This window comes from Paenirhizobium daejeonense (assembly GCF_014280875.1).
GTDB classification, from domain to species: Bacteria; Pseudomonadota; Alphaproteobacteria; order Rhizobiales; family Rhizobiaceae; genus Allorhizobium; species Allorhizobium daejeonense.
This window is the reverse complement of the sequence record NZ_JACLAL010000005.1, coordinates 17,541-42,840: the sequence shown is the minus strand read 5'-3', so window position 1 is coordinate 42,840 and position 25,300 is coordinate 17,541. Positions and strand designations below refer to the sequence as shown.

Annotated in this window: 37 protein-coding genes; 7 read left to right on the top strand and 30 right to left on the bottom strand. The window is 58.6% G+C overall.

Features of this window, described 5'->3' with window-relative positions:
* Positions 1–18 precede the first annotated feature (18 nt).
* The 3 genes from H4I99_RS12670 to msrQ all read left to right on the top strand — a co-directional run bounded on the left by H4I99_RS12670 (position 19) and on the right by msrQ (position 2,314).
* Entirely contained in the window at positions 19–507 is a 489-nt protein-coding gene (locus H4I99_RS12670) for an RICIN domain-containing protein (protein ID WP_163905012.1), read from the top strand.
* Positions 508–711: 204 nt separating this feature from the next.
* Positions 712–1,659 carry a protein-methionine-sulfoxide reductase catalytic subunit MsrP gene (msrP, locus tag H4I99_RS12665; RefSeq protein ID WP_163905010.1) on the top strand — a complete coding sequence of 316 codons (948 nt, stop codon included), beginning with the start codon at positions 712–714 and terminating at the stop codon, positions 1,657–1,659.
* Position 1,660: 1 nt separating this feature from the next.
* The gene (gene msrQ / locus H4I99_RS12660; RefSeq protein WP_163905008.1) at positions 1,661–2,314 is read left to right on the top strand and encodes a protein-methionine-sulfoxide reductase heme-binding subunit MsrQ; all 654 of its coding nucleotides are present in this window, start codon (positions 1,661–1,663) and stop codon (positions 2,312–2,314) included.
* A 72-nt stretch (positions 2,315–2,386) separates the two neighbouring features.
* On the opposite strand, the gene H4I99_RS12655 is transcribed toward msrQ, so the two are convergent.
* Positions 2,387–2,962 carry a DoxX family protein gene (locus tag H4I99_RS12655; protein ID WP_163905006.1) on the bottom strand — a complete coding sequence of 192 codons (576 nt, stop codon included), beginning with the start codon at positions 2,960–2,962 and terminating at the stop codon, positions 2,387–2,389.
* Positions 2,963–3,345: 383 nt separating this feature from the next.
* Here H4I99_RS12655 and H4I99_RS12650 point away from each other — a divergent pair, with 383 nt between their 5' ends.
* The 4 genes from H4I99_RS12650 (at position 3,346) to H4I99_RS12635 (ending at position 6,693) form a co-directional block, all read left to right on the top strand.
* Entirely contained in the window at positions 3,346–3,783 is a 438-nt protein-coding gene (locus H4I99_RS12650; protein WP_163905005.1) for a YciI family protein, read from the top strand.
* A gap of 29 nt (positions 3,784–3,812) precedes the next feature.
* A complete protein-coding gene (locus H4I99_RS12645) occupies positions 3,813–4,235 on the top strand; it encodes a VOC family protein (protein ID WP_163905003.1) in 423 nt (140 codons plus the stop codon).
* A gap of 48 nt (positions 4,236–4,283) precedes the next feature.
* Positions 4,284–5,573 carry an RNA polymerase sigma factor gene (locus H4I99_RS12640; RefSeq protein WP_163905001.1) on the top strand — a complete coding sequence of 430 codons (1,290 nt, stop codon included), beginning with the start codon at positions 4,284–4,286 and terminating at the stop codon, positions 5,571–5,573.
* A gap of 244 nt (positions 5,574–5,817) precedes the next feature.
* Entirely contained in the window at positions 5,818–6,693 is an 876-nt protein-coding gene (locus tag H4I99_RS12635) for a DUF817 domain-containing protein (protein WP_163905000.1), read from the top strand.
* Positions 6,694–6,791: 98 nt separating this feature from the next.
* On the opposite strand, the gene rplQ is transcribed toward H4I99_RS12635, so the two are convergent.
* The 29 genes from rplQ to fusA form a co-directional block, all read right to left on the bottom strand.
* Positions 6,792–7,217 (bottom strand): 50S ribosomal protein L17, encoded by a 426-nt coding sequence (rplQ, locus tag H4I99_RS12630; RefSeq protein WP_099057576.1) that lies wholly within the window; start codon positions 7,215–7,217, stop codon positions 6,792–6,794.
* 125 nt (positions 7,218–7,342) lie between these two features.
* On the bottom strand, positions 7,343–8,353 hold the full coding sequence (locus tag H4I99_RS12625; RefSeq protein WP_163904998.1) for a DNA-directed RNA polymerase subunit alpha: 1,011 nt from the start codon (positions 8,351–8,353) through the stop codon (positions 7,343–7,345).
* A 100-nt stretch (positions 8,354–8,453) separates the two neighbouring features.
* The gene (gene rpsK / locus H4I99_RS12620) at positions 8,454–8,843 is read right to left on the bottom strand and encodes a 30S ribosomal protein S11 (RefSeq protein WP_015915761.1); all 390 of its coding nucleotides are present in this window, start codon (positions 8,841–8,843) and stop codon (positions 8,454–8,456) included.
* A 135-nt stretch (positions 8,844–8,978) separates the two neighbouring features.
* Positions 8,979–9,347 (bottom strand): 30S ribosomal protein S13, encoded by a 369-nt coding sequence (gene rpsM / locus H4I99_RS12615; RefSeq protein WP_163904996.1) that lies wholly within the window; start codon positions 9,345–9,347, stop codon positions 8,979–8,981.
* A 227-nt stretch (positions 9,348–9,574) separates the two neighbouring features.
* The gene (locus H4I99_RS12610; RefSeq protein WP_163904994.1) at positions 9,575–10,225 is read right to left on the bottom strand and encodes an adenylate kinase; all 651 of its coding nucleotides are present in this window, start codon (positions 10,223–10,225) and stop codon (positions 9,575–9,577) included.
* Positions 10,222–11,562: a preprotein translocase subunit SecY gene (gene secY, locus H4I99_RS12605; RefSeq protein ID WP_163904992.1), complete on the bottom strand. Its 1,341-nt coding sequence runs from the start codon at positions 11,560–11,562 to the stop codon at positions 10,222–10,224. Before secY ends, H4I99_RS12610 begins: the two co-directional genes overlap by 4 nt.
* A 231-nt stretch (positions 11,563–11,793) precedes the next feature.
* A complete protein-coding gene (gene rplO / locus H4I99_RS12600; RefSeq protein ID WP_163904990.1) occupies positions 11,794–12,273 on the bottom strand; it encodes a 50S ribosomal protein L15 in 480 nt (159 codons plus the stop codon).
* Positions 12,274–12,289: 16 nt separating this feature from the next.
* Positions 12,290–12,499: a 50S ribosomal protein L30 gene (gene rpmD / locus H4I99_RS12595; RefSeq protein ID WP_006728669.1), complete on the bottom strand. Its 210-nt coding sequence runs from the start codon at positions 12,497–12,499 to the stop codon at positions 12,290–12,292.
* A 14-nt stretch (positions 12,500–12,513) separates the two neighbouring features.
* A complete protein-coding gene (gene rpsE / locus H4I99_RS12590; RefSeq protein WP_099057569.1) occupies positions 12,514–13,083 on the bottom strand; it encodes a 30S ribosomal protein S5 in 570 nt (189 codons plus the stop codon).
* 145 nt (positions 13,084–13,228) lie between these two features.
* Positions 13,229–13,591, bottom strand: coding sequence for a 50S ribosomal protein L18 (gene rplR, locus H4I99_RS12585; RefSeq protein ID WP_163904988.1), 363 nt, complete (start codon positions 13,589–13,591; stop codon positions 13,229–13,231).
* Positions 13,592–13,603: 12 nt separating this feature from the next.
* Entirely contained in the window at positions 13,604–14,137 is a 534-nt protein-coding gene (gene rplF / locus H4I99_RS12580) for a 50S ribosomal protein L6 (RefSeq protein ID WP_163904986.1), read from the bottom strand.
* Positions 14,138–14,179: 42 nt separating this feature from the next.
* Positions 14,180–14,578 carry a 30S ribosomal protein S8 gene (gene rpsH / locus H4I99_RS12575; RefSeq protein ID WP_099057566.1) on the bottom strand — a complete coding sequence of 133 codons (399 nt, stop codon included), beginning with the start codon at positions 14,576–14,578 and terminating at the stop codon, positions 14,180–14,182.
* Positions 14,579–14,590: 12 nt separating this feature from the next.
* Complete coding sequence (rpsN, locus tag H4I99_RS12570) at positions 14,591–14,896, bottom strand: 30S ribosomal protein S14 (RefSeq protein WP_099057565.1); 306 nt, start codon at positions 14,894–14,896, stop codon at positions 14,591–14,593.
* A gap of 33 nt (positions 14,897–14,929) precedes the next feature.
* The gene (gene rplE, locus H4I99_RS12565) at positions 14,930–15,487 is read right to left on the bottom strand and encodes a 50S ribosomal protein L5 (protein WP_099057564.1); all 558 of its coding nucleotides are present in this window, start codon (positions 15,485–15,487) and stop codon (positions 14,930–14,932) included.
* Positions 15,480–15,788 carry a 50S ribosomal protein L24 gene (rplX, locus tag H4I99_RS12560; protein WP_163904984.1) on the bottom strand — a complete coding sequence of 103 codons (309 nt, stop codon included), beginning with the start codon at positions 15,786–15,788 and terminating at the stop codon, positions 15,480–15,482. Before rplX ends, rplE begins: the two co-directional genes overlap by 8 nt.
* 13 nt (positions 15,789–15,801) lie before the next feature.
* A complete protein-coding gene (rplN, locus tag H4I99_RS12555; RefSeq protein ID WP_007770138.1) occupies positions 15,802–16,170 on the bottom strand; it encodes a 50S ribosomal protein L14 in 369 nt (122 codons plus the stop codon).
* 236 nt (positions 16,171–16,406) lie between these two features.
* The gene (rpsQ, locus tag H4I99_RS12550) at positions 16,407–16,643 is read right to left on the bottom strand and encodes a 30S ribosomal protein S17 (protein WP_046792687.1); all 237 of its coding nucleotides are present in this window, start codon (positions 16,641–16,643) and stop codon (positions 16,407–16,409) included.
* 13 nt (positions 16,644–16,656) lie between these two features.
* A complete protein-coding gene (gene rpmC, locus H4I99_RS12545) occupies positions 16,657–16,857 on the bottom strand; it encodes a 50S ribosomal protein L29 (RefSeq protein WP_099057562.1) in 201 nt (66 codons plus the stop codon).
* Between the two features lie 11 nt (positions 16,858–16,868).
* The gene (gene rplP / locus H4I99_RS12540; protein ID WP_009109534.1) at positions 16,869–17,282 is read right to left on the bottom strand and encodes a 50S ribosomal protein L16; all 414 of its coding nucleotides are present in this window, start codon (positions 17,280–17,282) and stop codon (positions 16,869–16,871) included.
* A 38-nt stretch (positions 17,283–17,320) separates the two neighbouring features.
* Positions 17,321–18,043, bottom strand: coding sequence for a 30S ribosomal protein S3 (gene rpsC, locus H4I99_RS12535; protein WP_099057561.1), 723 nt, complete (start codon positions 18,041–18,043; stop codon positions 17,321–17,323).
* The gene (gene rplV, locus H4I99_RS12530; RefSeq protein ID WP_099057560.1) at positions 18,043–18,432 is read right to left on the bottom strand and encodes a 50S ribosomal protein L22; all 390 of its coding nucleotides are present in this window, start codon (positions 18,430–18,432) and stop codon (positions 18,043–18,045) included. Before rplV ends, rpsC begins: the two co-directional genes overlap by 1 nt.
* A 2-nt stretch (positions 18,433–18,434) precedes the next feature.
* A complete protein-coding gene (rpsS, locus tag H4I99_RS12525) occupies positions 18,435–18,713 on the bottom strand; it encodes a 30S ribosomal protein S19 (RefSeq protein ID WP_062282885.1) in 279 nt (92 codons plus the stop codon).
* A 16-nt stretch (positions 18,714–18,729) separates the two neighbouring features.
* Positions 18,730–19,566 carry a 50S ribosomal protein L2 gene (gene rplB / locus H4I99_RS12520; protein WP_163904982.1) on the bottom strand — a complete coding sequence of 279 codons (837 nt, stop codon included), beginning with the start codon at positions 19,564–19,566 and terminating at the stop codon, positions 18,730–18,732.
* A 17-nt stretch (positions 19,567–19,583) separates the two neighbouring features.
* Positions 19,584–19,877 carry a 50S ribosomal protein L23 gene (locus tag H4I99_RS12515; RefSeq protein WP_163904980.1) on the bottom strand — a complete coding sequence of 98 codons (294 nt, stop codon included), beginning with the start codon at positions 19,875–19,877 and terminating at the stop codon, positions 19,584–19,586.
* A complete protein-coding gene (gene rplD / locus H4I99_RS12510; protein WP_099057556.1) occupies positions 19,874–20,494 on the bottom strand; it encodes a 50S ribosomal protein L4 in 621 nt (206 codons plus the stop codon). The genes H4I99_RS12515 and rplD overlap by 4 nt, the downstream gene beginning before the upstream one ends.
* 12 nt (positions 20,495–20,506) lie before the next feature.
* Positions 20,507–21,145 carry a 50S ribosomal protein L3 gene (gene rplC, locus H4I99_RS12505; RefSeq protein WP_163904978.1) on the bottom strand — a complete coding sequence of 213 codons (639 nt, stop codon included), beginning with the start codon at positions 21,143–21,145 and terminating at the stop codon, positions 20,507–20,509.
* A gap of 173 nt (positions 21,146–21,318) precedes the next feature.
* Positions 21,319–21,627 carry a 30S ribosomal protein S10 gene (gene rpsJ / locus H4I99_RS12500; RefSeq protein WP_006728688.1) on the bottom strand — a complete coding sequence of 103 codons (309 nt, stop codon included), beginning with the start codon at positions 21,625–21,627 and terminating at the stop codon, positions 21,319–21,321.
* Positions 21,628–21,924: 297 nt separating this feature from the next.
* Entirely contained in the window at positions 21,925–23,100 is a 1,176-nt protein-coding gene (gene tuf / locus H4I99_RS12495) for an elongation factor Tu (protein WP_163904961.1), read from the bottom strand.
* A gap of 93 nt (positions 23,101–23,193) precedes the next feature.
* Positions 23,194–25,293, bottom strand: a complete 2,100-nt coding sequence (gene fusA, locus H4I99_RS12490) for an elongation factor G (protein ID WP_163904976.1) — start codon at positions 25,291–25,293, stop codon at positions 23,194–23,196.
* Positions 25,294–25,300: the final 7 nt, after the last annotated feature.

Here is a 25,300-nt window from a genome sequence, read left to right as displayed (position 1 = left end):
GCCGGAGAAGTTATCCTCATGACAGGTATCAGGAAACCGATTGCTCTTTGCCTCGCCGCCGTTCTTGGCGCGGGCGCCGCACTTGCCGAAGACCTCCCGAAAGATCCCGTAGCCATCAAGAATGGCGCCAGCGGATTGTGCCTCGACATATCGCAGGAAAGTCAGGCGGAGGGAGCGGGCATCGTCCAGTCGGAATGCAAGGACGGCGACAGCCGGCTCTGGCGCATCGAGCAGACCGATAACGGCTACCGCATCGTCAACAAGAACAGCAGCATGTGCCTAGACGTTCGCGGCGGCAGTCGCGCAAACGGCACCCCGGTCATTCAGGCCACCTGCAACGACACCGCTGACCAGCTCTGGCGCATCGCGCCGTCGAGCAGCGGCAATTCTCTCGCCAATGTGAAGAGCAATCTTTGCCTGAACGTTCCCAATTCCGTCCGCCGCCCTGGCATCGCGATCGTGCAGTGGCCCTGCCGCACGAGCGCCGGACAGAGCTGGAGCTGGTAACCTCCCGCCCCCATCAGCATTCCACATAGCACCCGAAGGTCATCCCCAGCGGCGGCGACAAAACATGAAGCCGCGGGGCCTCCAGTCACGGGGCGAACACGAAAATGTGCCGAGCGAGATTATTTTCAGTCACATGAAACTCTAATGCGCGGCGCAACGTAGTGCTAAAATGAACGCCGATGGTCAAAGCGAAGGACCCGCATCATGCCAAGCTACCGCCCCCCGCACATTGCAAGCTCCGAAATCACGCCCCAGAAACTCTACCTGAACCGACGCACCTTCCTCGGCGCTACCGCGGCAGGGCTGGCGATGGCCGCAGCGCCTGAAGCTTACGCGGCCGCGCTCGAAGCCAAGCCGGGCAAATACACGCTGACCGAGAAACTGACCACCAAGCAGGACGCCACGACCTACAACAACTTCTATGAATTCGGGACGGGCAAGGCCGATCCCGCCGCCAACTCCGGCGACTTCAAGCCGCATCCATGGACGGTCGAGATCGGCGGGCTTGTCGCCAAGCCGCAAACCATCGACATCGAAACGATCATGAAGGACTTCGTCATGGAAGAGCGCGTCTACCGGATGCGCTGCGTCGAGGCGTGGTCGATGGTGATCCCGTGGATCGGCTTCCCACTTTCCGCCCTGCTGGACCGGGTCGAGCCGCTTGGCAGCGCGAAATATGTCGCCTTCGAAACCGTGGTCAGGCCGAAGGAAATGCCGGGACAGAGCGGTTTCTTCCAGCCCCTGCCGTGGCCCTATGTCGATGGCTTGCGCCTCGACGAAGCGCGTCATCCGCTGGCGATCCTCGCCACCGGTCTTTACGGCGAGACGCTGCCCAATCAGAACGGCGCGCCGCTGAGGCTCGTCACGCCGTGGAAGTACGGCTTCAAGGGCATCAAGTCGATCGTGAAGATCACCCTGACGGAGAAGCAACCACCCTGCACCTGGAACCTCGCCGCCTCCAACGAATATGGCTTCTACGCCAATGTGAATCCTGAGGTCGACCACCCGCGCTGGAGCCAGGCGACTGAACGCCGGATCGGGGAGGCTGAAGGCCTGTTCGGTGGCGCGAGGATCAACACCCTGCCCTTCAACGGCTATGCCGATGAGGTCGCCGGTCTCTATTCCGGCATGGACCTGACGAAGTTCTTCTGACATGGCCACATCGGTAGTTTCCGCCCGGTTGAAACCGGCGTCCGTCTGGGCGCTTTATGCCATCGGCCTTGTTCCCGGTCTCTATGCCTTCTATCTCGGCATCTATGGCGGGCTGGGAGCCGACCCGGTACGCGCCTTCGAACACATGCTCGGCCTCTGGGCCCTGCGCTTCCTCTGCCTCGGCCTTCTGGTCACACCAGTTCGCGACCTATTAGGCATTAACCTAATTAGCTACAGGCGAGCACTGGGGTTGCTAGCCTTCTATTATGTGCTGGCCCACTTCACCGTCTACCTGACGCTCGACCGGGGATTGATCTTCTCATCGATCCTCGGCGACATCGCCAAGCGACCCTACATCATGCTCGGCATGGCGGCGCTTCTCATGATCATCCCGCTGGCGCTAACCTCGAACAAATGGTCGATCCGCAGGCTCGGAAGCCGCTGGAACACACTGCATAAACTTGTCTACGTAATCGCGGCCGCGGCCGTTTTGCATTACGCCCTGTCGTTGAAGGCTATTACGGCCGAACCGGCCCTCTATCTTGGCGCAGTAACGCTGCTGCTAGCCTATCGCATCATCCGACGGCACATCATGGACTGGAAACGGAGCAGGAAGGGCGCCGGCGTACGCCCGCCGCGTTCCGCCGGCGCCTGACAGAACCTCGACAACGGAAAAGGGCTTGTCCTTGCGGACAAGCCCCAAACCATCCCTCTCAGGCAGCGCAGATCAGAATTGCTTCTTGAGGAGCAAGCGATCCAGCGACAGATAACCACCGCCGAAAGCGGCATAGAGAAATGCGCCGCCCATCCAGTAAAGAGAAGCATATTCGGCTTTTCCCTGAACCAACTCCAGAAACTTCACGCCACCATCGGCCAGGCGAACCTTGGCGGGATCGGTGAAGAAGGTACTGCCGGCCTTCAGCGCTTCAATGCCCTCAGGTGTCAGGAACGCATGCCCGAACGGATGACTGATGTGAAAATAGAGCGTCACGCCCAGCATGACCGCATTCGCCAATGCCGCCGGCCTGGTGAAAAGGCCGACAACCAGCAGCATCCCCCCGAAGAACTGCATGACCGCCAGCATCGGCGACCACAGCCAGCCGGGATAAAAGCCCAGATTTTCAACGAAACCGACCTGCCCCAAGGGCGCCGTGATCTTTGGCCAGCCTTCCAGAACCAGGATACCGCCGACGGCGATCCGGAATATGGCCCAAGCCATTGGCTGGGCTACCTTGTCATAGAACGGCCCCAGCGCCGAAATAAATAGCCTTTCTTTTTTATTATCAAAGACTTCAATAGACATTTCAAGCCTCATATTTTGCTCGTTGCAATGGTTGGAAGGTAGGCTCGGCTGGCGAAAAACGCTTGACTCAGGTCAAGTTCAAAGCGCTAAAATCGCCCTTGAAATTGAACAGTCCGTTCAATCTCCAGCATTCACATCTGCGTGATTCCGCCTTTTGTCAGCCCTGGAGAAACGTTGTATTGCGAGGCGTGAAGATTATTTGCTTCGCCAAACCGCCGGAATTGCTCCCTCGCGGACCGGTTGCCAACAGCTTCCAGGCAGATGTTTCGATGCATGACGAAAGAAATTTCATGCCCTTGTCGATTCCGTCGTCTTTCATTCGTCGTAAGATCACGCACCCGGGTGGAAGAAGCCGTGTGCAACTCACAAGAGGAGAATGAACGATGCGTGTAGTGGTATTCGTCAAGGCAACGGAAGATAGCGAAGCGGGCATCATGCCTTCCAACGAGCTGGGCGAGGCGATGGGGAAGTTCAATGAGGAACTGGTCAGTGCCGGCATCATGCTCGGTGGCGATGGGTTGAAGCCCTCGTCCAAGGGCAAACGGATCGCGTTCGATGGCGCAAGCCGCCGGGTGATCGACGGCCCCTTTGCCGAAACGAGGGAACTCGTCGCCGGTTACTGGCTCTGGGAGGTCAAAGACATGGACGAAGCCGTCGAATGGGTGAAGCGCTGTCCGAACCCGATGCCCGGGCCGAGCGAGATCGAGATCCGCCCCGTCTACGAGCTTTCCGATTTCGCTGATGCCTTGACGCCAGATGTCATCGCGCTGCACGAACGCACGGGCGAGAAGCTTGCAGAAAGAAACGGCAAGGAAGACTGAGACCGCGTAACGACAAGGGAGGAACGACCTTGACCAAAATGATCTTCATCAACCTGCCGGTGCGCAATCTTGCGGCGGCGGAGGGGTTCTATCACGCCATCGGCGGTACGAAGAATCCGAACTTCTCCGACGAGCGGGCAAGCTGCATGCTGTTCTCCGATGCGATCGGCGTGATGTTGCTGACCCATGATCGCTATTCCGGCTTCACCAGCCGAAAGATCGGCGACGCCCGCAAGGAGAGCCAGGCCTTGATTGCACTCAGCGTCGAGACCCGCGACGATGTGGACCGGACACTGGAAAAAGCCGTCGCGGCTGGCGGTCAGGCTGATCCCAATCCCGTTCAGGAGCATGGCTTCATGTACAGTCGCAGTGTCGAGGATCCGGATGGATATGTCTGGGAGATCATGTGGATGGATCCGGCATTCGTCGCCGGTGAGAAGCCGACATCCTGACGATCATCTCACAATGACTGCCACCAGAGCGCCTTCATAGTCCTACCGATGAAGGCTTCCGAGACACACAGGACGGTCGAAACCGTCTACCGCATGGAGCGTGCCCGGTTGATTGCCGGGCTCGCAGCAATGTTGCGCGATATTGGGCTGGCCGAGGAATTGGCGCAGGACGCGCTTGTCAGCGCACTTGCCATCTGGCCGAAGAGCGGAGTTCCCGCCAAACCCGGCGCGTGGCTGATGGCCACAGCCAAGCGGCGCGCCATCGATCTCTTTCGCCGCCGCCGGATGATGGAGCGTAAACATTCGGAAATCGAGCGCGAGCTTGAGAGCGAGCACATCGATGCGGTCGCGGAGATCGAAGCACGGATGGACAACGATATAGGCGACGAACGCCTGAGCCTTATCTTCACGGCCTGCCATCCCGTTCTCTCCACCGATGCACGGGTGGCGCTGACCCTGCGCCTGATCGGCGGCCTGACCACCGGAGAAATCGCCCGCGCCTTTCTGACCAGCGAACAGACGATCGCCCAACGCATCGTCCGGGCCAAGAAGACGCTGGGCAATTCAGGCGTTGGCTATGAGGTGCCGCGCGGCAGCGAACGGGAGCCAAGGCTCGGTTCCGTTCTGGAAGTGATCTATCTCATCTTCAACGAAGGCTATGCGGCAAGCGCAGGCGACCACGCCATCCGACCGCAGCTATGTCACGAGGCCATGCGCCTTGGCCGCATTCTGGCAGCGCTGATGTCGGACGAGCCGGAAGTACACGGGTTGCTTGCCCTGATGGAGATCCAGGCGTCGCGCTTTGCGGCGCGCACCGCGGCGGACGGCACTCCGATCCCCCTCACCCACCAGAACCGCGCACGCTGGGACCGGCTGCTGATCCAGCGCGGACTTGCAAATCTTGAGCGCGCTGTGAGCCTTGGCGGCATGAATGGCGTCTACGTTCTGCAGGCCGCGCTCGCCGCCTGCCATGCCCGGGCCATGCATTACGAGGATACGGACTGGAATCAGATCGCAAAACTCTACGACAGCTTGCTCGCGACATGGCCTTCTCCGATCGTCGCCCTCAACCGAGCCATCGCACATTCCATGGCCAACGGCCCGGAAGCCGGTTTGGCTCTGCTCGCCGAACTGGAGGATGAAACGTCTCTGGAAGAGTACGCGCCATTTCATGCGGCAAGAGGCGACTTCCTGCAGCGCGCGGGAAGAAGGGCCGAGGCACGCACTGCCTTCCAACGGGCAGCGGCGCTTTCGGGAAATGCGCAGGAAAAGGCATTTCTTTCAGCACGCGCCGCCGAGGCGACCGATGCTCCGACGGTTTCGTCACCCAGGCAATAAACCTCAACTCTCGGCTCCACTACGGGAACGTCATAAGCCTTGGTTGCTTATTGCCTTAACGCTCCCGTTCCGCGCGCCGCCATAATTTCCTCCACGTCTTTCCCCTAGCTCACGTCGAACGTAGACATGTGTAACGCGGCCCCTCGAGCATTGCCCGCGTTTGAAGTTCCTATTTGCATTCATTTCGTTTCCGCCGATCGCCACGAGTTTCAGGCAGCGCATTTCCATAAGGCTTCAGACAACGATGACCATCTTGCGACCCGACAGGACCGGACCGGTCCTTAGTTCCCTCGACCGACATCTGACAGCAGTTCCATATGCGCCCGCCCTTACCGGAGCCGCTCGCTTCGCCGTCGAATTTCTGTATTTCGGAGTGAAAGAAGCCCGAGCCTGCCTGTTCGCCGGCTTGTTCTTCCTTGCTATATTCATCGTGCCGCGCGGCGGCGCGCTCGGCATTCCACGCTACGACCTTCTTCTGATCATTGCGCTGGCTATCCAGTGCTGGATGCTCTGGGCTAAGCTCGAGACGCTCGATGAGCTGAAGGCGATATGCCTGTTTCATGCTGTCGGCTTCGCCCTCGAGCTTTTCAAGACATCGGGTAGCATCCAGTCATGGTCCTATCCAGACTTTGCCTACACGAAACTCTATGGCGTGCCGTTGTTCTCGGGCTTCATGTACGCCGCTGTCGGAAGCTACATCATTCAGGCTTGGCGGCTGTTCGATCTCAGGATCAGGCATCACCCGCCCTACTGGATGGCAACGGGTGTCGCGCTTGCGATCTATATCAACTTTTTCACCCACCACTATATCGGGGACTATCGCTGGTATATCGCAGCGCTGGTTGTGGGGCTCTATGCCCGCGCATCGGTGGTTTACCGACCTTACGACCGCGAAAGGGAAATGCCGCTGACGCTCGCCTTCGTGCTCATCGGCTTCTTCATCTGGCTCGCCGAGAACATCAGCACATTCTTCGGCGTATGGCAGTACCCGAATCAGATCGGGGCATGGTCGACGGTCCATCTGGGAAAATGGAGTTCGTGGTGCCTTCTGGTCATAATGACCTTCACCATCGTTGCTCACCTGAAGCACATCCGCCACCATATCGATGTGCCGAAATGATCGACAGGGAACGGGCTCCGAGCCGCCAACACATGGAACGCAAAAAGCCGGGTGATCGCTCACCCGGCTTTTTCGATTCTGCCCCTGTCGGGAAGAAATTATGCGGCTTCGGCAGCTTCGGCTTCGGCGGCGACGCGAGCCTTATCGGCTGCGCCCTTGGCATCGACGTCGCGCTCGACGAATTCAATGACAGCCATGGCAGCGTTGTCGCCCTGACGGAAACCAGCCTTCATGATGCGCAGGTAGCCACCGTTACGGTTGGCATAACGCGAAGCGATGGCGTCGAAGAGCTTCTTGACGGCATCCTGGTCCTGGATCTGCGAGATCGCCTGACGACGAGCGTGCAGGTCGCCGCGCTTGCCGAGGGTGACGAGCTTTTCGACGATCGGGCGAATTTCCTTCGCCTTCGGCAGGGTAGTTACGATCTGCTCATGGGTGATGAGCGAAGCAGCCATGTTGGCGAACATCGCCTTGCGGTGGCTGGCGGTACGGTTCAGCTTGCGACCGGCTTTCTGGTGGCGCATTGCTATTCTCCTTTAATGCAGGCTTCGCTTCGCACTTCGAGCGGCCCGCCGTTTCCTGACACATACAGGCATCCGCCTGCAGTTTGACTGGAAAGGCAGAGGTTGAGCCTGCCTTTTTATGACGCTTAGTACTGGTCTTCGTAGCGCTTGGCGAGATCTTCGATGTTCTCGGGCGGCCATGCCGGCACTTCCATGCCGAGGTGCAGGCCCATGGAAGCGAGAACCTCCTTGATTTCGTTCAGCGACTTGCGACCAAAGTTCGGAGTACGGAGCATCTCTGCTTCCGTCTTCTGAATGAGGTCGCCGATGTAGACGATGTTGTCGTTCTTCAGGCAGTTGGCCGAACGGACCGAAAGTTCGAGTTCGTCGACCTTCTTGAGAAGAGCCGGGTTGAACGCGAGTTCGGTAACGGCTTCCTCTTGGACTTCCTTCTGCGGCTCGTCGAAGTTGACGAAGACCGAGAGCTGGTCCTGAAGGATACGGGCAGCGAAAGCGACCGCGTCTTCACCGGTAACCGAACCATCGGTTTCGATGGTCATCGTCAGCTTGTCGTAGTCGAGAACCTGTCCTTCGCGGGTGTTTTCCACCTTGTAGGACACCTTCTTGACCGGCGAGTAAAGGCTGTCGACCGGGATGAGGCCGATCGGCGCATCTTCCGCGCGGTTACGCTCGGCCGGGACATAGCCCTTACCGTTGTTGACCGTGAACTCCATGCGGATCTCGGCGCCCTCGTCGAGGGTGCAGATCACATGAGCGGGGTTCAGGATCTCGATGTCGCCAACCGTCTGGATGTCTCCGGCGGTGACAACGCCCGGGCCCTGCTTGCGCACGACCATACGCTTTGCGTCGTCGCCATCCATCTTGATGGCGATTTCCTTGATGTTGAGCACGATGTCGGTCACGTCTTCCCGGACGCCCGGGATGGACGAGAACTCATGCAGCACGCCATCGATCTGCACAGCCGTGACGGCCGCACCGCGAAGCGAAGACAAAAGAACGCGACGAAGCGCGTTGCCGAGTGTCAGACCGAAGCCACGTTCCAGCGGCTCTGCAACAAGCGTTGCCTTGGTGCGGCCCGACGAGGTGAACTCCACCTTGTTCGGCTTGATCAGTTCCTGCCAATTCTTCTGGATCATGATTTTACCTTCCGTTCGTCGCCACCATCCAATCGTGACGACCGAGCATTAGAAGCACCAAAACGAGCGCATGCGCACTCGTTGGCGGGGTGAAAGATGATCAGACGCGGCGCTTCTTGCGCGGACGGCAGCCATTGTGCGGGATCGGGGTCACATCGCGGATCGAGGTGATCATGAAGCCGGCAGCCTGGAGAGCACGAAGAGCGGACTCACGACCGGAACCCGGACCGCAAACTTCCACTTCCAGAGACTTCATGCCATGTTCCTGAGCCTTCTTGGCGCAATCTTCAGCAGCGATCTGGGCAGCAAACGGGGTCGACTTGCGCGAACCCTTGAAGCCCTTTGCGCCAGCCGACGACCAGGCAATGGCGTTGCCCTGTGCGTCGGTGATGGTGATCATCGTGTTGTTGAACGTCGAGTTGACGTGAGCAACGCCCGACGAAATGTTTTTGCGCTCGCGACGGCGAACGCGGGTGGCTTCCTTGGCCATAACTTCCCTTTCATTGATCTTGACACCGCCGTAACACCAGCGGCTACACCCAGGAAGGGCCAGAGACAGCCCTTGCCAAACTCAAAGAAGGCCGGCACTGATGCGCCAGCCTTCCCTCCGGACAATGCCGGAAAATTACTTCTTCTTACCGGCGATAGCCTTTGCCGGACCCTTGCGGGTACGAGCATTGGTGTGCGTGCGCTGACCACGAACCGGAAGACCGCGGCGATGACGCAGGCCACGATAGCAGCCGAGGTCCATCAGACGCTTGATGTTCATTGCGGTTTCGCGACGCAGATCGCCCTCAACCTGATAATCACGGTCGATGGTTTCGCGGATTGCGAGGATTTCCGCATCCGTAAGCTGATGAACGCGGCGATCAGCCGGAATACCGACCTTTTCGATGATCTCCTGCGCAAATTTCGGACCGATCCCGTGAATGTAACGGAGCGCGATTACTACGCGCTTCGCGGTCGGGATGTTGACGCCAGCGATACGTGCCACGCCTATTCTCCTTGCTTCCAGTTGCCATCCGGCAAGTGGTGTCTCGTTACACGGCCCTTATGGGCCGCAATTACAAATCAGGTTCTCAACAAGTCAAAACGATCGAACCCGGTCTTCCACTATGGAAGAACGCGCCGACCGCTTAAATGTCGCGAGTTGGCGCGCTGTTTAACGGAATCAGCTGCCAAAAGCAACCGGCTCCGTAAAGATTCTTGCACCCGCCAGACTCAGAGTCCGGCGAGAATAGCCTCGATATCCGACGTAACGTTATCAATCTCGCCCATGCCGTCGACGGAATGCAGCTTACCCTTGGCATAGTAGTAGCCGATGAGCGGCGAGGTTTCCTTATAGTAGGCCTGCAGGCGGGTACGAACCGTATCCCGATTGTCATCCGGACGACGCTTGAAATGAGTCGAACCGCACTTGTCGCACACGCCTTCAACCTTGGGCTTCAGGTTCGTGTCGTGATAGCCGGTGCCGCAGTTGGCACAGGTGTAACGACCGGCGATTCGATCCGCCAGGATCTCGTCATCAACCCGGATCTCGATAACCGCCGAAAGATCGAGCCCCTTGTCGGAGAGCATCTTTTCGGTCGCGTCGGCCTGAACCAGCGTACGCGGAAAGCCATCAAGGATGAACCCGTTGGCACAGTCCGGCGCGTCGATTCGCTCCGAGACGATGGCAATCACGATCTCGTCGGAAACCAGCTTGCCGGCGTCCATGACGGCCTTAGCTCGCTTGCCTACCTCCGTGCCGGCACTTACTGCCGCACGAAGCATATCCCCGGTCGAAAGCTGCGGAATGCCATGCTTCTCAACGATTCTCTGGGCCTGCGTCCCCTTGCCCGCTCCGGGCGGACCCAAAAGGATAAGTCTCATCGTCCCCTCTTTCCTCCACGCAATTTCGACTTCTTGATCAGGCCCTCATACTGCTGCGCGATCAGATGACCTTGAATCTGTGCTACAGTATCGAGGGTAACGCTGACAACAATCAAAAGCGACGTACCACCAAGGGATAATGGCACACCAGTCTGGGAAACCAGAATCTCGGGAAGGATGCAGACGAAGACGAGGTAAATTGCGCCGATAACCGTGATTCGGGTCAGCACGTAATCGATGTATTCCGCAGTACGCTCGCCGGGACGAATGCCCGGAATGAAGCCGCCGTGCTTCTTCAGGTTATCGGCCGTGTCCTTCGGATTGAAGACGATAGCCGTATAGAAGAAGGCGAAGAAGGCGATCAGCGCGGCATAGAGCACCATATATAGCGGCTGGCCGTGGCCAAGCGCGGAAATGATGGACGTCGCCCAGGCCGGAAGCGTGGTAGTTCCTGCAAAACCCGCAGCCGTAGCCGGCAGAAGCAGCAGCGAGGACGCGAAAATTGCCGGAATAACGCCTGAGGTGTTGAGCTTCAGCGGCAGGTGCGAGGTGTCGCCCTGGAACATGCGGTTGCCGACCTGGCGCTTGGGATACTGGATCAACAGACGACGCTGGGCGCGCTCGACGAAGACGATCAGGGCGATAACGCCAATAGCAACGACGATAACGGTCAGGATCAGCGCAGTCGAAAGCGCGCCGGTGCGGCCGAGGTCGAGAGTGTGGGCCAGTGCCGTCGGAAGACCGGCGGCGATACCAGCGAAGATAATCAGCGAGATACCGTTGCCGATGCCGCGCGAGGTGATCTGCTCACCGAGCCACATCAGGAACATCGTGCCGCCAAGCAGGGTGATGACGGTCGAAATACGGAAGAACCAGCCCGGATCGATCACAAGGCCGTTGCCGCTTTCGAGGCCCACCGCAATGCCATAGGCCTGCAGCGTGCCGAGCAGCACGGTACCGTAACGGGTGTACTGGTTGATGATCTTGCGGCCCTGCTCACCCTCTTTCTTGAGGTTTTCAAGAGCTGGCACGACCGAGGTCATGAGCTGCACGATGATCGAGGCGGAAATGTACGGCATGATGCCGAGGGCGAAGATCGCCATGCGCTCAACGGCGCCACCCGAAAACATGTTGAACAGGCCGAGGATACCTCCGGACTGCCCCTGGAAAGCGGCGGCATAGGCCTCCGGGTTGAGGCCGGGCAGCGGAATGTGAGTGCCCAGGCGATAGACCAGCAAGGCGGCCAGAGTGAACCACAGGCGCTTCTTCAGATCCTCCGCCTTGGCGAAGGTCGAGAAGTTGAGGTTCGAGGCCAATTGTTCCGCTGCAGAAGCCATGAAATTCTCCGCAAAAACCAAATCCGGCTGAGCTTTGTCAGACCGGAGGTCATTCGTCCAATTGTTTTAAAGAAAACCGGGCGTGGGAGAGATTGCGGTGCAATCGCATGCCTCACCCTTGTTTTCCAGAATGTCCCGGAAGACGGACGAAAGCCCGCCCATGGGCAGTGAGGCTCACATATGGGAGCAACATCGCCCGGTGTGAAGCACCCCGGGCGATCTGTCTATCACTTATTCAGCGGTTTCCGCAGCAGCCTCGAGCAACTTGATGGTGCCGCCGGCCTTTTCGATCTTCTCGACGGCTGCCTTGGAGGCACCGGCGACTTCGATCGTCAGCTTCACCTTCAGTTCGCCGTCGGACAGGACGCGAACGCCGTCCTTCGGGCGACGGATCACGCCGGCTGCCTTGAGAGCCGCAGCGTCGACAGTTGCCTTTGCGTCGAGCTTGCCAGCATCAATCGCGGTCTGAATCCGGCCGAGCGAAACGGTAACGTATTCAGATGCGAAGATGTTGTTGAAGCCGCGCTTCGGCAGGCGACGATAGATCGGCATCTGACCGCCTTCGAAGCCGTTGATCGCAACGCCCGAACGAGCCTTCTGACCCTTGACGCCACGACCGCCGGTCTTGCCCTTACCGGAACCGATACCGCGTCCTACGCGGATACGGTCCTTGGAGGCGCCTTCGTTGTCCTTGATTTCATTCAGTTTCATGATGACTTCCTCCGTCTCACTTCTCGTCGACGACGCGAACGAGATGCTGGACAGCACGGATCATGCCGCGAACCGAAGGAGTATCCTCCAGGGTGCGGACCCGGTGCATCTTGTTGAGGCCCAGACCAACCAGCGTTGCACGCTGAACTGCCGGACGGCGAATAGGCGAACCGATCTGCTCGACCGTGATCGTCTTTGCTTCAGTCTTCTTCGTAGCCTTAGCCATGGATCAGACTCCTCTTATTCTTCAGACGCGTTGCCGGAAGCGGCACGGCGAGCCTGCAGCGTTGCATACTTGATGCCGCGCTGAGCTGCGATGTCCTTCGGATGCACCTGATGCTTCAGGGCGTCGAACGTGGCGCGAACCATGTTGTAGGGGTTCGACGAACCAGTCGACTTGGCGACAACGTCGTGCATGCCGAGCGTTTCGAAGACAGCGCGCATCGGACCACCGGCGATGATACCGGTACCGGCCTTGGCGGAGCGCAGCAGAACCTTGCCGGCGCCATGACGGCCGTTGACGTCGTGATGCAGCGTACGACCGTCACGCAGCGGAACGAAAATCAGTTCGCGCTTGGCGGCTTCGGTTGCCTTGCGGATAGCTTCCGGCACTTCGCGAGCCTTGCCATGGCCGAAACCGACCCGGCCCTTCTGGTCACCAACGACGACGAGAGCAGCAAAGCCGAAACGACGGCCGCCCTTCACCACCTTGGCGACGCGATTGATGGCGACCAGCTTGTCAACAAACTCGCTGTCGCGCTCTTCACGGTTCTGGCGATCTTCGCGAGAACCACGCTTTTCCTGTGCCATTGTCCTTTTCCTTTTTCTTTTCCGGGTGCAATCGGCAGATTACGAAAAATTCCGCCCTGCCCTTTTAAGGGGTCAGCGGCGAAATCCGGGAAACCGGCAAACGCCGGAAATCCGCCCGGGAGTAAGCCCGGACGGATATTCGAGATCAGAAGTTCAGACCGCCTTCGCGAGCTGCTTCCGCCAGGGCCTTGATACGGCCGTGATAGATGAAGGCACCACGGTCGAATACGACTTCCTTGACGCCAGCCTTCACAGCGCGTTCTGCAACGAGCTTGCCGACGGCTGCTGCGGCTGCAATGTCCGCACCGGTCTTCAGCGACGAGCGCAGATCCGAATCGAGGGTCGATGCGGCAGCGAGCGTGCGACCAGCGACATCGTCGATGACCTGAACGTAGATGTTCTTCGACGAGCGATGTACCGACAGACGCGGACGACCATTGGCCACCGCCTTGATCTGACGCCGTACGCGATTGGCACGACGTACAAGTGCTTCTTTCCTGCTTGCCATTTCGCGCGTTCCTTACTTCTTCTTGCCTTCTTTGCGGACAATCCGCTCTTCGGCATACTTGACGCCCTTGCCCTTGTAGGGCTCGGGGCCGCGATATTCGCGGATCTCAGCAGCGACCTGACCGACCTGCTGCTTGTTGATACCGGATACCACGATTTCCGTCGGCTTCGGAACGGCAATGGTGATGCCGACCGGCGGCTCATAAACCACGTCGTGGCTGAAGCCGAGTGCGAGCTGCAGGTTCTTGCCCTGCATGGCAGCGCGATAACCGACGCCGTTGATTTCGAGCTTACGCTCATAGCCGTCCTTCACACCCTTGAAGATGTTCTCGACCATCGTGCGGGACATGCCCCACTTGGAACGAGCATCCTTGGTTGCGCTGCGCGGCTGGACGACAACGGCGTTGTCTTCGAGCGTTACGGAGATCTCGTCATTCGCGACGAAGAAAAGTTCACCCTTGGGGCCCTTGGCAGTAACCTTCTGGCCATCAACAGTGGCCGTGATCCCTGCAGGAACCTGAACGGGCTTTTTACCGATACGAGACATTGTTTAATCCTGTCTGTTCGTTCTGGAGATCCCTACCCTGTCTTAGAAGACAGAGCAGAGAACCTCGCCACCAACGTTCTGTTCGCGAGCCTGGTGATCGGCCATCACGCCCTTCGGAGTCGAAAGGATGGTGATGCCGAGGCCGTTCGCGACCTGCGGGATGGACTTGACCGAGACATAAACCCGGCGGCCCGGCTTGGAGACACGGCCGATTTCGCGGATCACCGAAGCACCTTCGTAGTACTTCAGTTCGATCTGCAGTTCGGACTTGCCATTGTCATAATCGACCTGGGAATAGCCGCGGATATAACCTTCGGCTTGCAGGACATCGAGAACGCGTGCGCGCAGCTTGGAAGCCGGAGTGGATACCGAGCTCTTGCGGCGGGCGGCGCCGTTACGGATACGGGTGAGCATATCGCCCAACGGATCAGTCATCGTCATTTGCCCGTCTCCTTACCAGCTCGACTTCACAACGCCCGGCACCTTGCCGAGGTTGCCCAGCTCGCGAAGCGCGATACGCGACATCTTGAGCTTGCGGTAGAATGCGCGCGGACGACCGGTGACTTCGCAACGGTTGCGAATACGGGTCTTGGATCCATCGCGCGGCAGATCTGCCAGCTTCAGGGTTGCCTTGAACCGCTCCTCGATCGAAAGGGACTGGTTCATGATCACTGCCTTCAGCGCGGCGCGCTTGGCGGCCTGCTGGGCAACTGTCTTGCGGCGGCGCTTGTTCTTTTCAACTGCGCTTGTCTTCGCCATATCGAAGTTCCTCTTCTACGCTCGTCGTTACGGTTACGTACGGAACGGGAAGTTGAACTCTTTCAGAAGAGCCCGAGCTTCGTCGTCCGTGTTTGCCGTCGTGCAAACGATGATGTCCATGCCCCACATCTGATCAACCTTGTCGTAGTTGATCTCAGGGAACACAATGTGCTCCTTGATGCCCATAGCAAAGTTGCCACGGCCGTCAAAGCTCTTCGGGTTCAGGCCACGAAAGTCGCGAACGCGCGGAAGCGCGATGTAGACCAGGCGATCCAGGAATTCATACATCCGGGCGCCACGCAGAGTGACCTTTGCGCCGATCGGCATACCTTCGCGGACCTTGAAGCCAGCGATGGAGTTACGTGCACGGGTGATGACCGGCTTCTGGCCAGCAATGGCAGCCAGGTCGGCGGCAGCAACGGTAGGCTTCTTCGAATCAGCCGTCGCTTCGCCAACACCCATGTTGATCACGATCTTTTCAAGCTTCGGGATCTGCATCTCGTTAGCGTAGGAGAACTGCTCCTGCATAGCGGCGCGAATCCGGGAAACGTAGTCTTTCTTGAGCCGCGGCTCATACTTTGCCTCAGCCATCGATCACATCTCCCGAACGCTTGGCCACACGAACCTTCTTGCCGTCAACGACCTTGAAACCGACGCGGGTCGGCTTGCCGTCCTTGTCAGCAACAGCAAGGTTCGAAAGATGAATCGAAGCTTCCTTGTTGATGATGCCGGCTTCCTGGGTCTGCGTCTGGCGCTGGTGGCGCTTCACGACGTTGATGCCACGGACGACAGCACGGTCTTCCTTCGGCATAACCTGGATAACTTCACCGGAACGACCCTTGTCCTTGCCGGTCAGTACGACGACCTTGTCGCCCTTACGAATCTTTTGCATCGTCGTCGCTCCCTTACAGAACTTCCGGAGCCAGCGAGATGATCTTCATGTGGTTCTTGGCGCGAAGTTCGCGCGGAACCGGTCCGAAGATACGGGTGCCGATCGGCTCTTTCTTGTTATCGATAAGAACGGCTGCGTTGTTATCGAAGCGGATGACGCTGCCGTCCGGACGACGGATGTCCTTAGCGGTACGCACAACAACCGCCTTCATAACATCGCCCTTCTTGACGCGGCCGCGCGGAATGGCTTCCTTGATCGAGACGACGATGATGTCGCCGATTGAAGCGTACTTGCGCTTGGAGCCGCCCAGCACCTTGATGCACATGACACGACGTGCGCCGGAATTATCCGCCACGTCGAGGTTAGTCTGCATCTGAATCATGTCAGGTCGCCTTCTTGTTGTAACCGGAACGGTTGGGCACTACGGCCCCCTATCCCGGCTTATGATAAATTTCGATTGTCGCGCGGAAGGATGTTGTCAGGGTGGTTTCCCGTGGAGGGACCTTCCGTGCGCTCAAAGCAAAAGAACGCCCGTTACCCGAGCGTTCTTGCGCCAATGGCCTGCTTCATACAGATTTCTGCGCAAGGTGCAAGCCCTCGCGCAAAACTCTATGAAAATTAAGCCTGGGCGGCGATAACCGTCCAGCGCTTGTCCTTGGAGATCGGTGCGCATTCCTCGATGGAAACAACATCACCAACCTTGTACTGGTTGTTTTCGTCGTGAGCCTTGTACTTCTTGGAACGACGAACGGTCTTCTGAAGAAGCGGGTGGGCGAAACGGCGCTCGACGCGTACAACGACGGTCTTTTCGTTCTTGTCGCTAACGACAACGCCCTGCAGAATGCGTTTAGGCATGTTCTTCTGGTCCTTAGGCCTTGGCTTCTGCCGCCTTCTGGCGGGCGATTGTTTTGACGCGAGCGATATCCTTGCGGACTTCGTTGATTCGCGAAGACTTCTCGAGCTGGCCGGTAGCCTTCTGGAAGCGCAGGTTGAACTGCTCCTTCTTCAGCTTGGCAAGCTCGTCATTCAGCTGATCGGCGCTCATGGCGCGAACGTCTGCGGCTTTCATGGGCGTGATCCTTACTCTGCAATGCGCTGAACGAAGCGCGTCTTGACCGAGAGCTTGGCCGAGCCGAGACGAAGCGCCTCACGGGCGATCTCCTCAGAAACACCGTCGATCTCGAACATCATACGGCCGGGCTTGACCTTGCATGCCCAGTATTCGACGGAGCCCTTACCCTTACCCATACGGACTTCGGTAGGCTTTGCCGTTACCGGAACATCGGGGAACACCCGGATCCAGACGCGACCAGCGCGCTTCATGTAACGCGTGATTGCACGACGAGCAGCTTCGATTTCGCGGGCGTTGACGCGGTTCGGCTCAAGAGACTTGAGACCGAACTCGCCGAATGCCAGGTCGAAACCGCCCTTGGCTACACCCTTGATGCGGCCCTTGAACTGCTTGCGATATTTTGTACGCTTTGGCTGCAACATTTTCTTGTTTCTCCGAACTTATCTTTCGCCAGCGACAATCAAGCGTTCTCGCGGCGGCGTTCGCCACGTTCGCGGCTTGCCGGACCCTGCGCATCGCCCTCAAGAGCGCGACGCTCGGAAGCCATCGGATCGTGCTCAAGGATTTCGCCCTTGAAGATCCAGACCTTCACGCCGCAGATACCGTAAGCGGTTTCGGCTTCAGCCGTACCATAGTCGATGTCCGCACGCAGCGTGTGCAGCGGAACGCGACCTTCGCGGTACCATTCGGTACGGGCGATTTCCGCGCCGCCGAGACGGCCTGCGCAGGTGATCTTGATGCCTTCGGCGCCAAGACGCATGGCCGACTGAACGGCACGCTTCATCGCACGGCGGAAAGCAATACGACGCTCGAGCTGCTGGGCAATCGACTGAGCAACGAGGGTTGCGTCGACTTCCGGCTTACGAACCTCAACGATGTTGAGGTGCGTTTCGGAGCTGGTCATTTCGGAAAGCTTCTTGCGGAGCTTTTCGATGTCTGCGCCCTTCTTGCCGATGATCAGACCCGGACGAGCCGAGTGGATCGTGACGCGGCACTTCTTGTGCGGACGCTCGATGACCACCTTGGCGATACCGGCCTGCTTCAGTTCTTCCATCAGGTAAGCGCGGATCTTCAGATCCTCGTGGAGCAGCTTGCCATATTCAGCGTTGTCGGCGAACCAACGGCTATCCCACGTGCGATTGATGCCCAGACGGAAACCGATCGGATTGATTTTCTGACCCATTATGCGGCCTCCACTTTGGCTTCGACTTCGCGCACGACGATAGTGAGGTGTGCGAACGGCTTTTCGATGCGCGATGCGCGGCCGCGGCCACGAGCGTGGAAACGCTTCATGACGATCGACTTGCCGACGTAGGCTTCCGCGACGATGAGCTGGTCAACGTCGAGGTCGTGGTTGTTTTCGGCGTTTGCGATTGCAGACTCGAGCGTCTTCTTGACGCTGCCGGCGATCCGCTTGCGCGAAAACTCGAGGTCGGCCAGAGCGCGGTCAACCTTCTTGCCGCGGATCAGCGCGGCAACCAGGTTGAGCTTCTGGGGGCTGACGCGGAGCGTGCGCGCAACTGCCTGCGCCTCGTTGTCCTTCAGCCGGCGTTCGGCTTTTGCCTTGCCCATGATTACTTCCTCTTCGCCTTCTTGTCCGCACCGTGACCATAGTAGGTCCGGGTGGGAGCGAATTCACCGAACTTGTGTCCGACCATGTCTTCGTTGACGCTGACCGGTACATGCTTGCTGCCGTTGTAGACACCGAAGGTGAGACCGACGAACTGCGGCAGGATGGTGGAGCGACGGCTCCACATCTTGATCACTTCGCTACGGCCGCCTTCGCGAACCTTCTCAGCCTTCTTGAGAAGATAGCCATCGACGAACGGGCCTTTCCATACTGAACGAGCCATTTCTGACTAACCTCTCTTACTTCTTCTTCAGGTGGCGCGAGCGCATGATGAACTTGTCTGTCGACTTGTTCGAACGGGTGCGCTTGCCCTTGGTCGGCTTGCCCCACGGCGAAACCGGGTGACGACCACCGGAGGTGCGACCTTCACCACCACCGTGCGGGTGGTCGACCGGGTTCATGACAACGCCGCGGTTATGCGGACGCTTGCCGCGCCATACGGTACGACCAGCCTTACCGTCGTTGATGTTGCCGTGATCCGGGTTGGAAACGGCGCCAACGGTGGCGAGGCACGAACCCGGGACGAGACGCTGCTCGCCAGAGTTCAGACGAAGGATTGCCATGCCGGCATCGCGGCCGACGAGCTGTACGTAGGTGCCAGCAGAACGAGCGATCTGACCGCCCTTGCCCGGCTTCATCTCGACGTTATGCACGATCGAGCCGACCGGGATGTACTGCAGCGGCATGGTGTTGCCGGGCTTGACATCGACGGCCTTGTCGGAGGCGATGACCTTGTCGCCGGCAGCCAGGCGCTGCGGAGCCAGGATGTAGGCCTGCTCGCCGTCTGCGTAGGTGACGAGAGCGATGAACGCGGTGCGGTTCGGGTCGTATTCCAGACGCTCTACCGTGCCTTCAACGTCAAACTTACGACGCTTGAAGTCAACGAGACGGTAGGTGCGCTTGTGACCGCCGCCGATGAAACGAGCGGTGATGCGACCGAGGTTGTTACGGCCGCCGCTCTTGGAGAGACCTTCCGTCAGCGCCTTGACCGGCTTGCCCTTGTAAAGGCCCGAACGGTCGACGATGACCAGCTGACGCTGGCTCGGGGTCGTCGGATTGTAGCTTTTCAATGCCATTTTTCTTGTTCCCTACCTCAGACGCCCGTCGACACGTCGATGGACTGACCTTCGGCGAGCGTTACGATCGCCTTCTTGACGTCCTTCTGCTTGCCGGCGAAGCCGCGGAAACGCTTGACCTTGCCCTTGCGCAGAAGCGTGTTCACGGCAGTGACCTTGACACCGAAGAGAGCTTCGACAGCAGCCTTGATTTCCGGCTTGCTTGCACCCTTGGCGACGTTGAAGACGACCTGGTTCTGTTCGGATACCATGGTCGACTTTTCGGTGATCGACGGAGATACGATCACGTCGTAGTGGCGAAGATCAGTCATTTGAACCGCTCCTCCAGAGCTTCAACCGCAGCCTTGGAAAGCACCAGCTTGCCGCGACGCAGGATGTCATAAACGTTGATGCCCTGAACCGGCAGAACATCGACGTTCGGGATGTTTGCGGCAGCGAGCTTGAAATTGCCATCGATCTCGGCGCCGCCGATTACGAGTGCATTGGTGAGGCCGAGCGAAGCGAAGCTGCCGATCAGAGCCTTGGTCTTTGCCTCAGCAGCGACGAGCTGGTCGACGATGATGAGGTCTTCAGACTTCAGCTTGGCGGACAGAGCGTGACGCAGAGCGAGAGCACGGACCTTCTTCGGCAGGTCATGGGCGTGGCTGCGAACAACCGGGCCATGTGCCTTACCACCGCCGCGGAACTGCGGAGCGCGAGCCGAATGGTGACGAGCGCGGCCCGTACCCTTCTGCTTGTACATCTTGGAGCCGGTGCGGGAGACTTCGCCACGGGTCTTGATCTTATGGGTGCCCTGGCGCTTGTTTGCCAGCTGCCAACGGATCACACGGGCAATGATATCTTCGCGCGGCTCAAGGCCGAAAATCGCATCCGACAGAGAAACCTTGCCGGCGTCCTTGCCCTCGAGGGTCTTGACGTTCAATTCCATTGGTTTGGCTCCTTACTTCGCCGACTTTACGGCGTCGCGCACGATGATCCAGGAACCCTTCGAACCGGGAACAGCGCCCTTCACAAGGATCAGACCACGATCTTCATCGGTCGAAACGACTTCAAGATTCTGGGTAGTGACGCGAGTCTGGCCCATGTGACCAGCCATGCGCTTGCCCTTCCAGACCTTACCCGGATCCTGGTTGTTACCGGTCGAACCATGCGAACGGTGCGAAACCGAAACGCCGTGGGTTGCACGCAGACCACCGAAGTTGTGGCGCTTCATGGCACCAGCAAAACCCTTACCGATGGTCGTGCCGGTAACATCAACCAGCTGGCCGGCCGAAAAATGACCTGCGGTGAGCTGGGAGCCGACATCGATCAAATTTTCTTCCGAAACGCGAAACTCGACAAGCTTCGCCTTCGGTTCAACGCTGGCAGCAGCGAAGTTACCACGCATGGCCTTCGAAGTATTCTTAACCTTCGCCTGACCAGCGCCGAGCTGCACGGCGGTGTAGCCGTTCTTCTCGACAGTGCGCTGAGCAACGACCTGCACGTTATCCAAACGCAGAACTGTTACCGGGACATGCTCGCCGGCGTCGTTGTAGACGCGGGTCATTCCCACTTTCTGTGCAATCACACCTGAACGCATTGGTTCATTCCTCTTGAGAGTCGAGTCAGAGCCCGAAAGCCCCTTCCCTTGCCTCTTTGTTTAAGGATTCCGTTCCGGCCCTTCCGAACCTTGAGGTTTCCCGTTTCGAGAAGTCGTTGGCAGGTCTTGCCACGTACCTTCCTTGTTATTTCGGCTCTCGCCGGAATTACTTCTTAGAGCTTGATCTCGACGTCAACGCCTGCAGCAAGGTCGAGCTTCATCAGAGCATCAACGGTCTGCGGGGTCGGATCAACGATATCGAGAAGACGCTTATGCGTGCGCATCTCAAACTGTTCGCGGCTCTTCTTGTCGACGTGAGGCGAACGGTTAACAGTAAATTTTTCAATGCGAGTCGGAAGCGGTACCGGGCCGCGAACGCTTGCACCGGTGCGCTTTGCGGTCGAAACAATCTCCCGCGTAGAGGCATCGAGAACCCGGTGATCAAACGCCTTGAGGCGGATGCGGATATTCTGGCCGTTCATTCGACTTGTCCTTGTTCGTTTTCTTGCGTCCCGCATACGCAGAGACAGTGAATTACCAATTACTGGTCGGCCCCGGATTATCAAAAATCACAGGGACACCGGAGGGCGCCCCTGTCACTTGCTATTCTCAGAAACCTGCCAGGTCTCGATCTTCAAGAGATCGACTCAACGCAGCGATAAACGGACGACGAAATCACCGTCCGTTTTCTTCGTGGCCGGCACATACAATGCCGGTGGAGATTCGTCAACCGATTATTGATAAACGAAGCGGCGATCTCTCGCCGCTCCGTTCATCAATCACTCGATGATGGATGCGACGATGCCGGCGCCGACGGTACGGCCGCCTTCGCGGATAGCGAAGCGCAGCTTTTCTTCCATCGCGATCGGAACGATCAGCTCAACCTGAACAGTGACGTTGTCGCCAGGCATAACCATTTCCGTGCCTTCCGGCAGAGAAACGATACCCGTCACGTCCGTCGTGCGGAAGTAGAACTGCGGACGGTAGTTCGTGAAGAACGGCGTATGACGGCCGCCTTCTTCCTTCGTCAGGATGTAGGCTTCAGCCATGAACTTCTTGTGCGGCTTGACAGAGCCCGGCTTGCACAGGATCTGGCCACGCTCGACGCCGTCACGGTTAACACCGCGAACCAGTGCGCCGATGTTGTCGCCGGCCTGGCCCTGGTCGAGCAGCTTGCGGAACATTTCAACGCCGGTAACAGTCGTCTTCGAGGTCGGGCGGATGCCGACGATTTCGACTTCTTCACCAACCTTGACGATACCACGCTCGACGCGGCCGGTCACAACCGTACCACGGCCCGAGATCGAGAACACGTCTTCGATCGGCATCAGGAACGGCTGGTCGATCGGACGTTCCGGGGTCGGAATGTATGCGTCGACTTCTTCCATCAGCTTGCGGATGGCGTTTTCGCCGATTTCCTTGTTGGAGTCTTCCAGAGCGGCAAGAGCAGAGCCCTTGACGACCGGGATGTCGTCGCCCGGGAAGTCGTACGAGGACAGAAGTTCGCGAACTTCAAGCTCGACGAGTTCCAGAAGTTCTGCGTCGTCAACCTGGTCGACCTTGTTCAGGAACACAACGATCGCCGGAACGCCAACCTGGCGGGCCAGCAGGATGTGTTCGCGGGTCTGCGGCATCGGGCCGTCAGCGGCCGAGCAAACCAGGATCGCGCCGTCCATCTGCGCAGCACCGGTGATCATGTTCTTGACGTAGTCGGCGTGGCCGGGGCAGTCAACGTGTGCATAGTGGCGGTTGGCCGTCTCGTACTCAACGTGCGCCGTCGAGATGGTGATGCCGCGGGCCTTCTCTTCCGGCGCTGCGTCGATCTGGTCATAGGCCTTGAATTCGCCGAAAAACTTCGTGATCGCTGCCGTCAGAGACGTCTTGCCATGGTCGACGTGGCCAATCGTGCCGATGTTAACGTGCGGCTTCGTGCGCTCAAACTTACTCTTTGCCATTTCGGGCTCTCCATTCTTCTTGAGCCCAGAGGGCTCCAATTCGTGTGATCGCCCCGGCCCGAGGCCGAGGCGTATTTCAGGTGAGTATTCCGATTACTTCTGACCGGAATACTTTGCCTGGATTTCGGTCGCGACGTTCGACGGAACCGGAGCATAGTGATCGAAGGTCATCGAATACTGCGCGCGGCCCTGCGACATGGAGCGCAGGTTGTCGACGTACTTGAACATGTTCGCCAGCGGTACGTGAGCGTTGATGACGATCGCGATGCCGCGCTGTTCCTGACCCTGGATCTGACCACGGCGGGAGTTCAGGTCACCGATAACGTCACCGACGTAGTCTTCCGGGGTTACAACTTCGACCTTCATCATCGGCTCAAGCAGCTGAGCGCCGGCCTTCTTGGCTGCTTCACGGAAGCAGGCACGCGATGCGATTTCGAAGGCGAGAACCGAGGAGTCGACGTCATGGAAGGCACCGTCGATGAGGGTGGCCTTTACGCCAAGCATCGGGAAGCCAGCGAGCGGACCGGAAGACAGAACGCTTTCGATACCCTTCTGAACGCCCGGGATGTATTCCTTCGGAACAGCACCGCCAACGATCTTGGATTCGAAGACGAAATCTTCGCCATCCGGGTTCGGTTCGAAGACGATCTTGACGCGCGCGAACTGGCCGGTACCACCGGACTGCTTCTTGTGCGTGTAGTCTTCTTCGTGCTGACGCGTGATGGTTTCGCGGTAGGCAACCTGCGGAGCACCGACGTTGGCTTCAACCTTGAACTCGCGACGCATGCGGTCGACGATGATGTCGAGATGAAGTTCACCCATGCCTGCGATGATGGTCTGACCCGATTCCTGGTCAGTCTTCACGCGGAAGGACGGGTCTTCGGCAGCCAGACGGTTGAGCGCGAGGCCCATCTTTTCCTGGTCGCCCTTGGACTTCGGCTCGATCGCGATCTGGATGACCGGCTCGGGGAATTCCATGCGCTCGAGGATAACCGGCTTCAGCGGATCGCAGAGCGTGTCACCCGTCGTGGTTTCCTTCAGGCCGGCGAGAGCAACGATATCGCCTGCAAAGGCTTCTTCGATGTCTTCACGGCTGTTGGAGTGCATCTGAAGCATACGGCCGACGCGCTCGCGCTTGTCCTTTACCGTGTTCAGGACCGACGAACCCTTTTCGAGCTTGCCGGAGTAGATGCGCGCAAAGGTCAGCGAACCAACGAAGGGGTCGTTCATGATCTTGAACGCGAGCATCGAGAGAGGCTCGCTATCGTCGGCATGACGCTCGATTTCGGCTTCGGTCTTGAAGTCAATGCCCTTGATCGCCGGAATGTCGAGCGGCGACGGCAGGTAGTCGACAACTGCGTCGAGAAGCGGCTGAACGCCCTTGTTCTTGAACGCGGTACCGCAGAACATCGGGTGGAACTTCACGTCGATGGTGCCGCGACGAACCAACTGACGGATCTTTTCGTTGTCCGGCATCTCGCCATTCAGATAAGCTTCCATCGCTTCTTCGTCGATCTCGACAACCGTCTCGATCAGCTTTTCGCGATATTCTTCAGCCTTGGCCTTCAGGTCTTCCGGGATCTCGACGACGTCCCAGGCAGCGCCCAGCGACTCATCGCGCCATACGAGCGCGTTCATCTCGATGAGGTCGACAACGCCCTTGAATTCGGTTTCCGCACCGATCGGGAGCTGCATGACGACAGCGGTTGCGCCAAGACGGGTCTTGATCATCTCGACCGAGCGGTAGAAGTCCGCACCGGTCTTGTCCATCTTGTTGCAGAAGATCATGCGCGGAACGTTGTACTTCTCAGCCTGACGCCAGACGGTTTCCGTCTGCGGCTCTACGCCGGCGTTGGCATCGAGAAGGGCGATCGCACCATCGAGAACGCGCAGCGAACGCTCAACTTCAATGGTGAAGTCAACGTGGCCGGGGGTGTCGATGATGTTGAAGCGGCGCATCTTGCCGTCGCGACCCTTCCAGAAGGTCGTGGTAGCAGCGGACGTGATGGTGATGCCGCGTTCCTGCTCCTGCTCCATCCAGTCCATGGTAGCAGCGCCGTCGTGCACTTCGCCGATCTTGTGAGACTTACCGGTGTAGTAAAGAATACGCTCGGTGGTCGTGGTCTTGCCGGCATCAATGTGGGCCATGATGCCGAAATTGCGGTAGTCTTCGATTTTATATTCGCGAGCCATACGGACT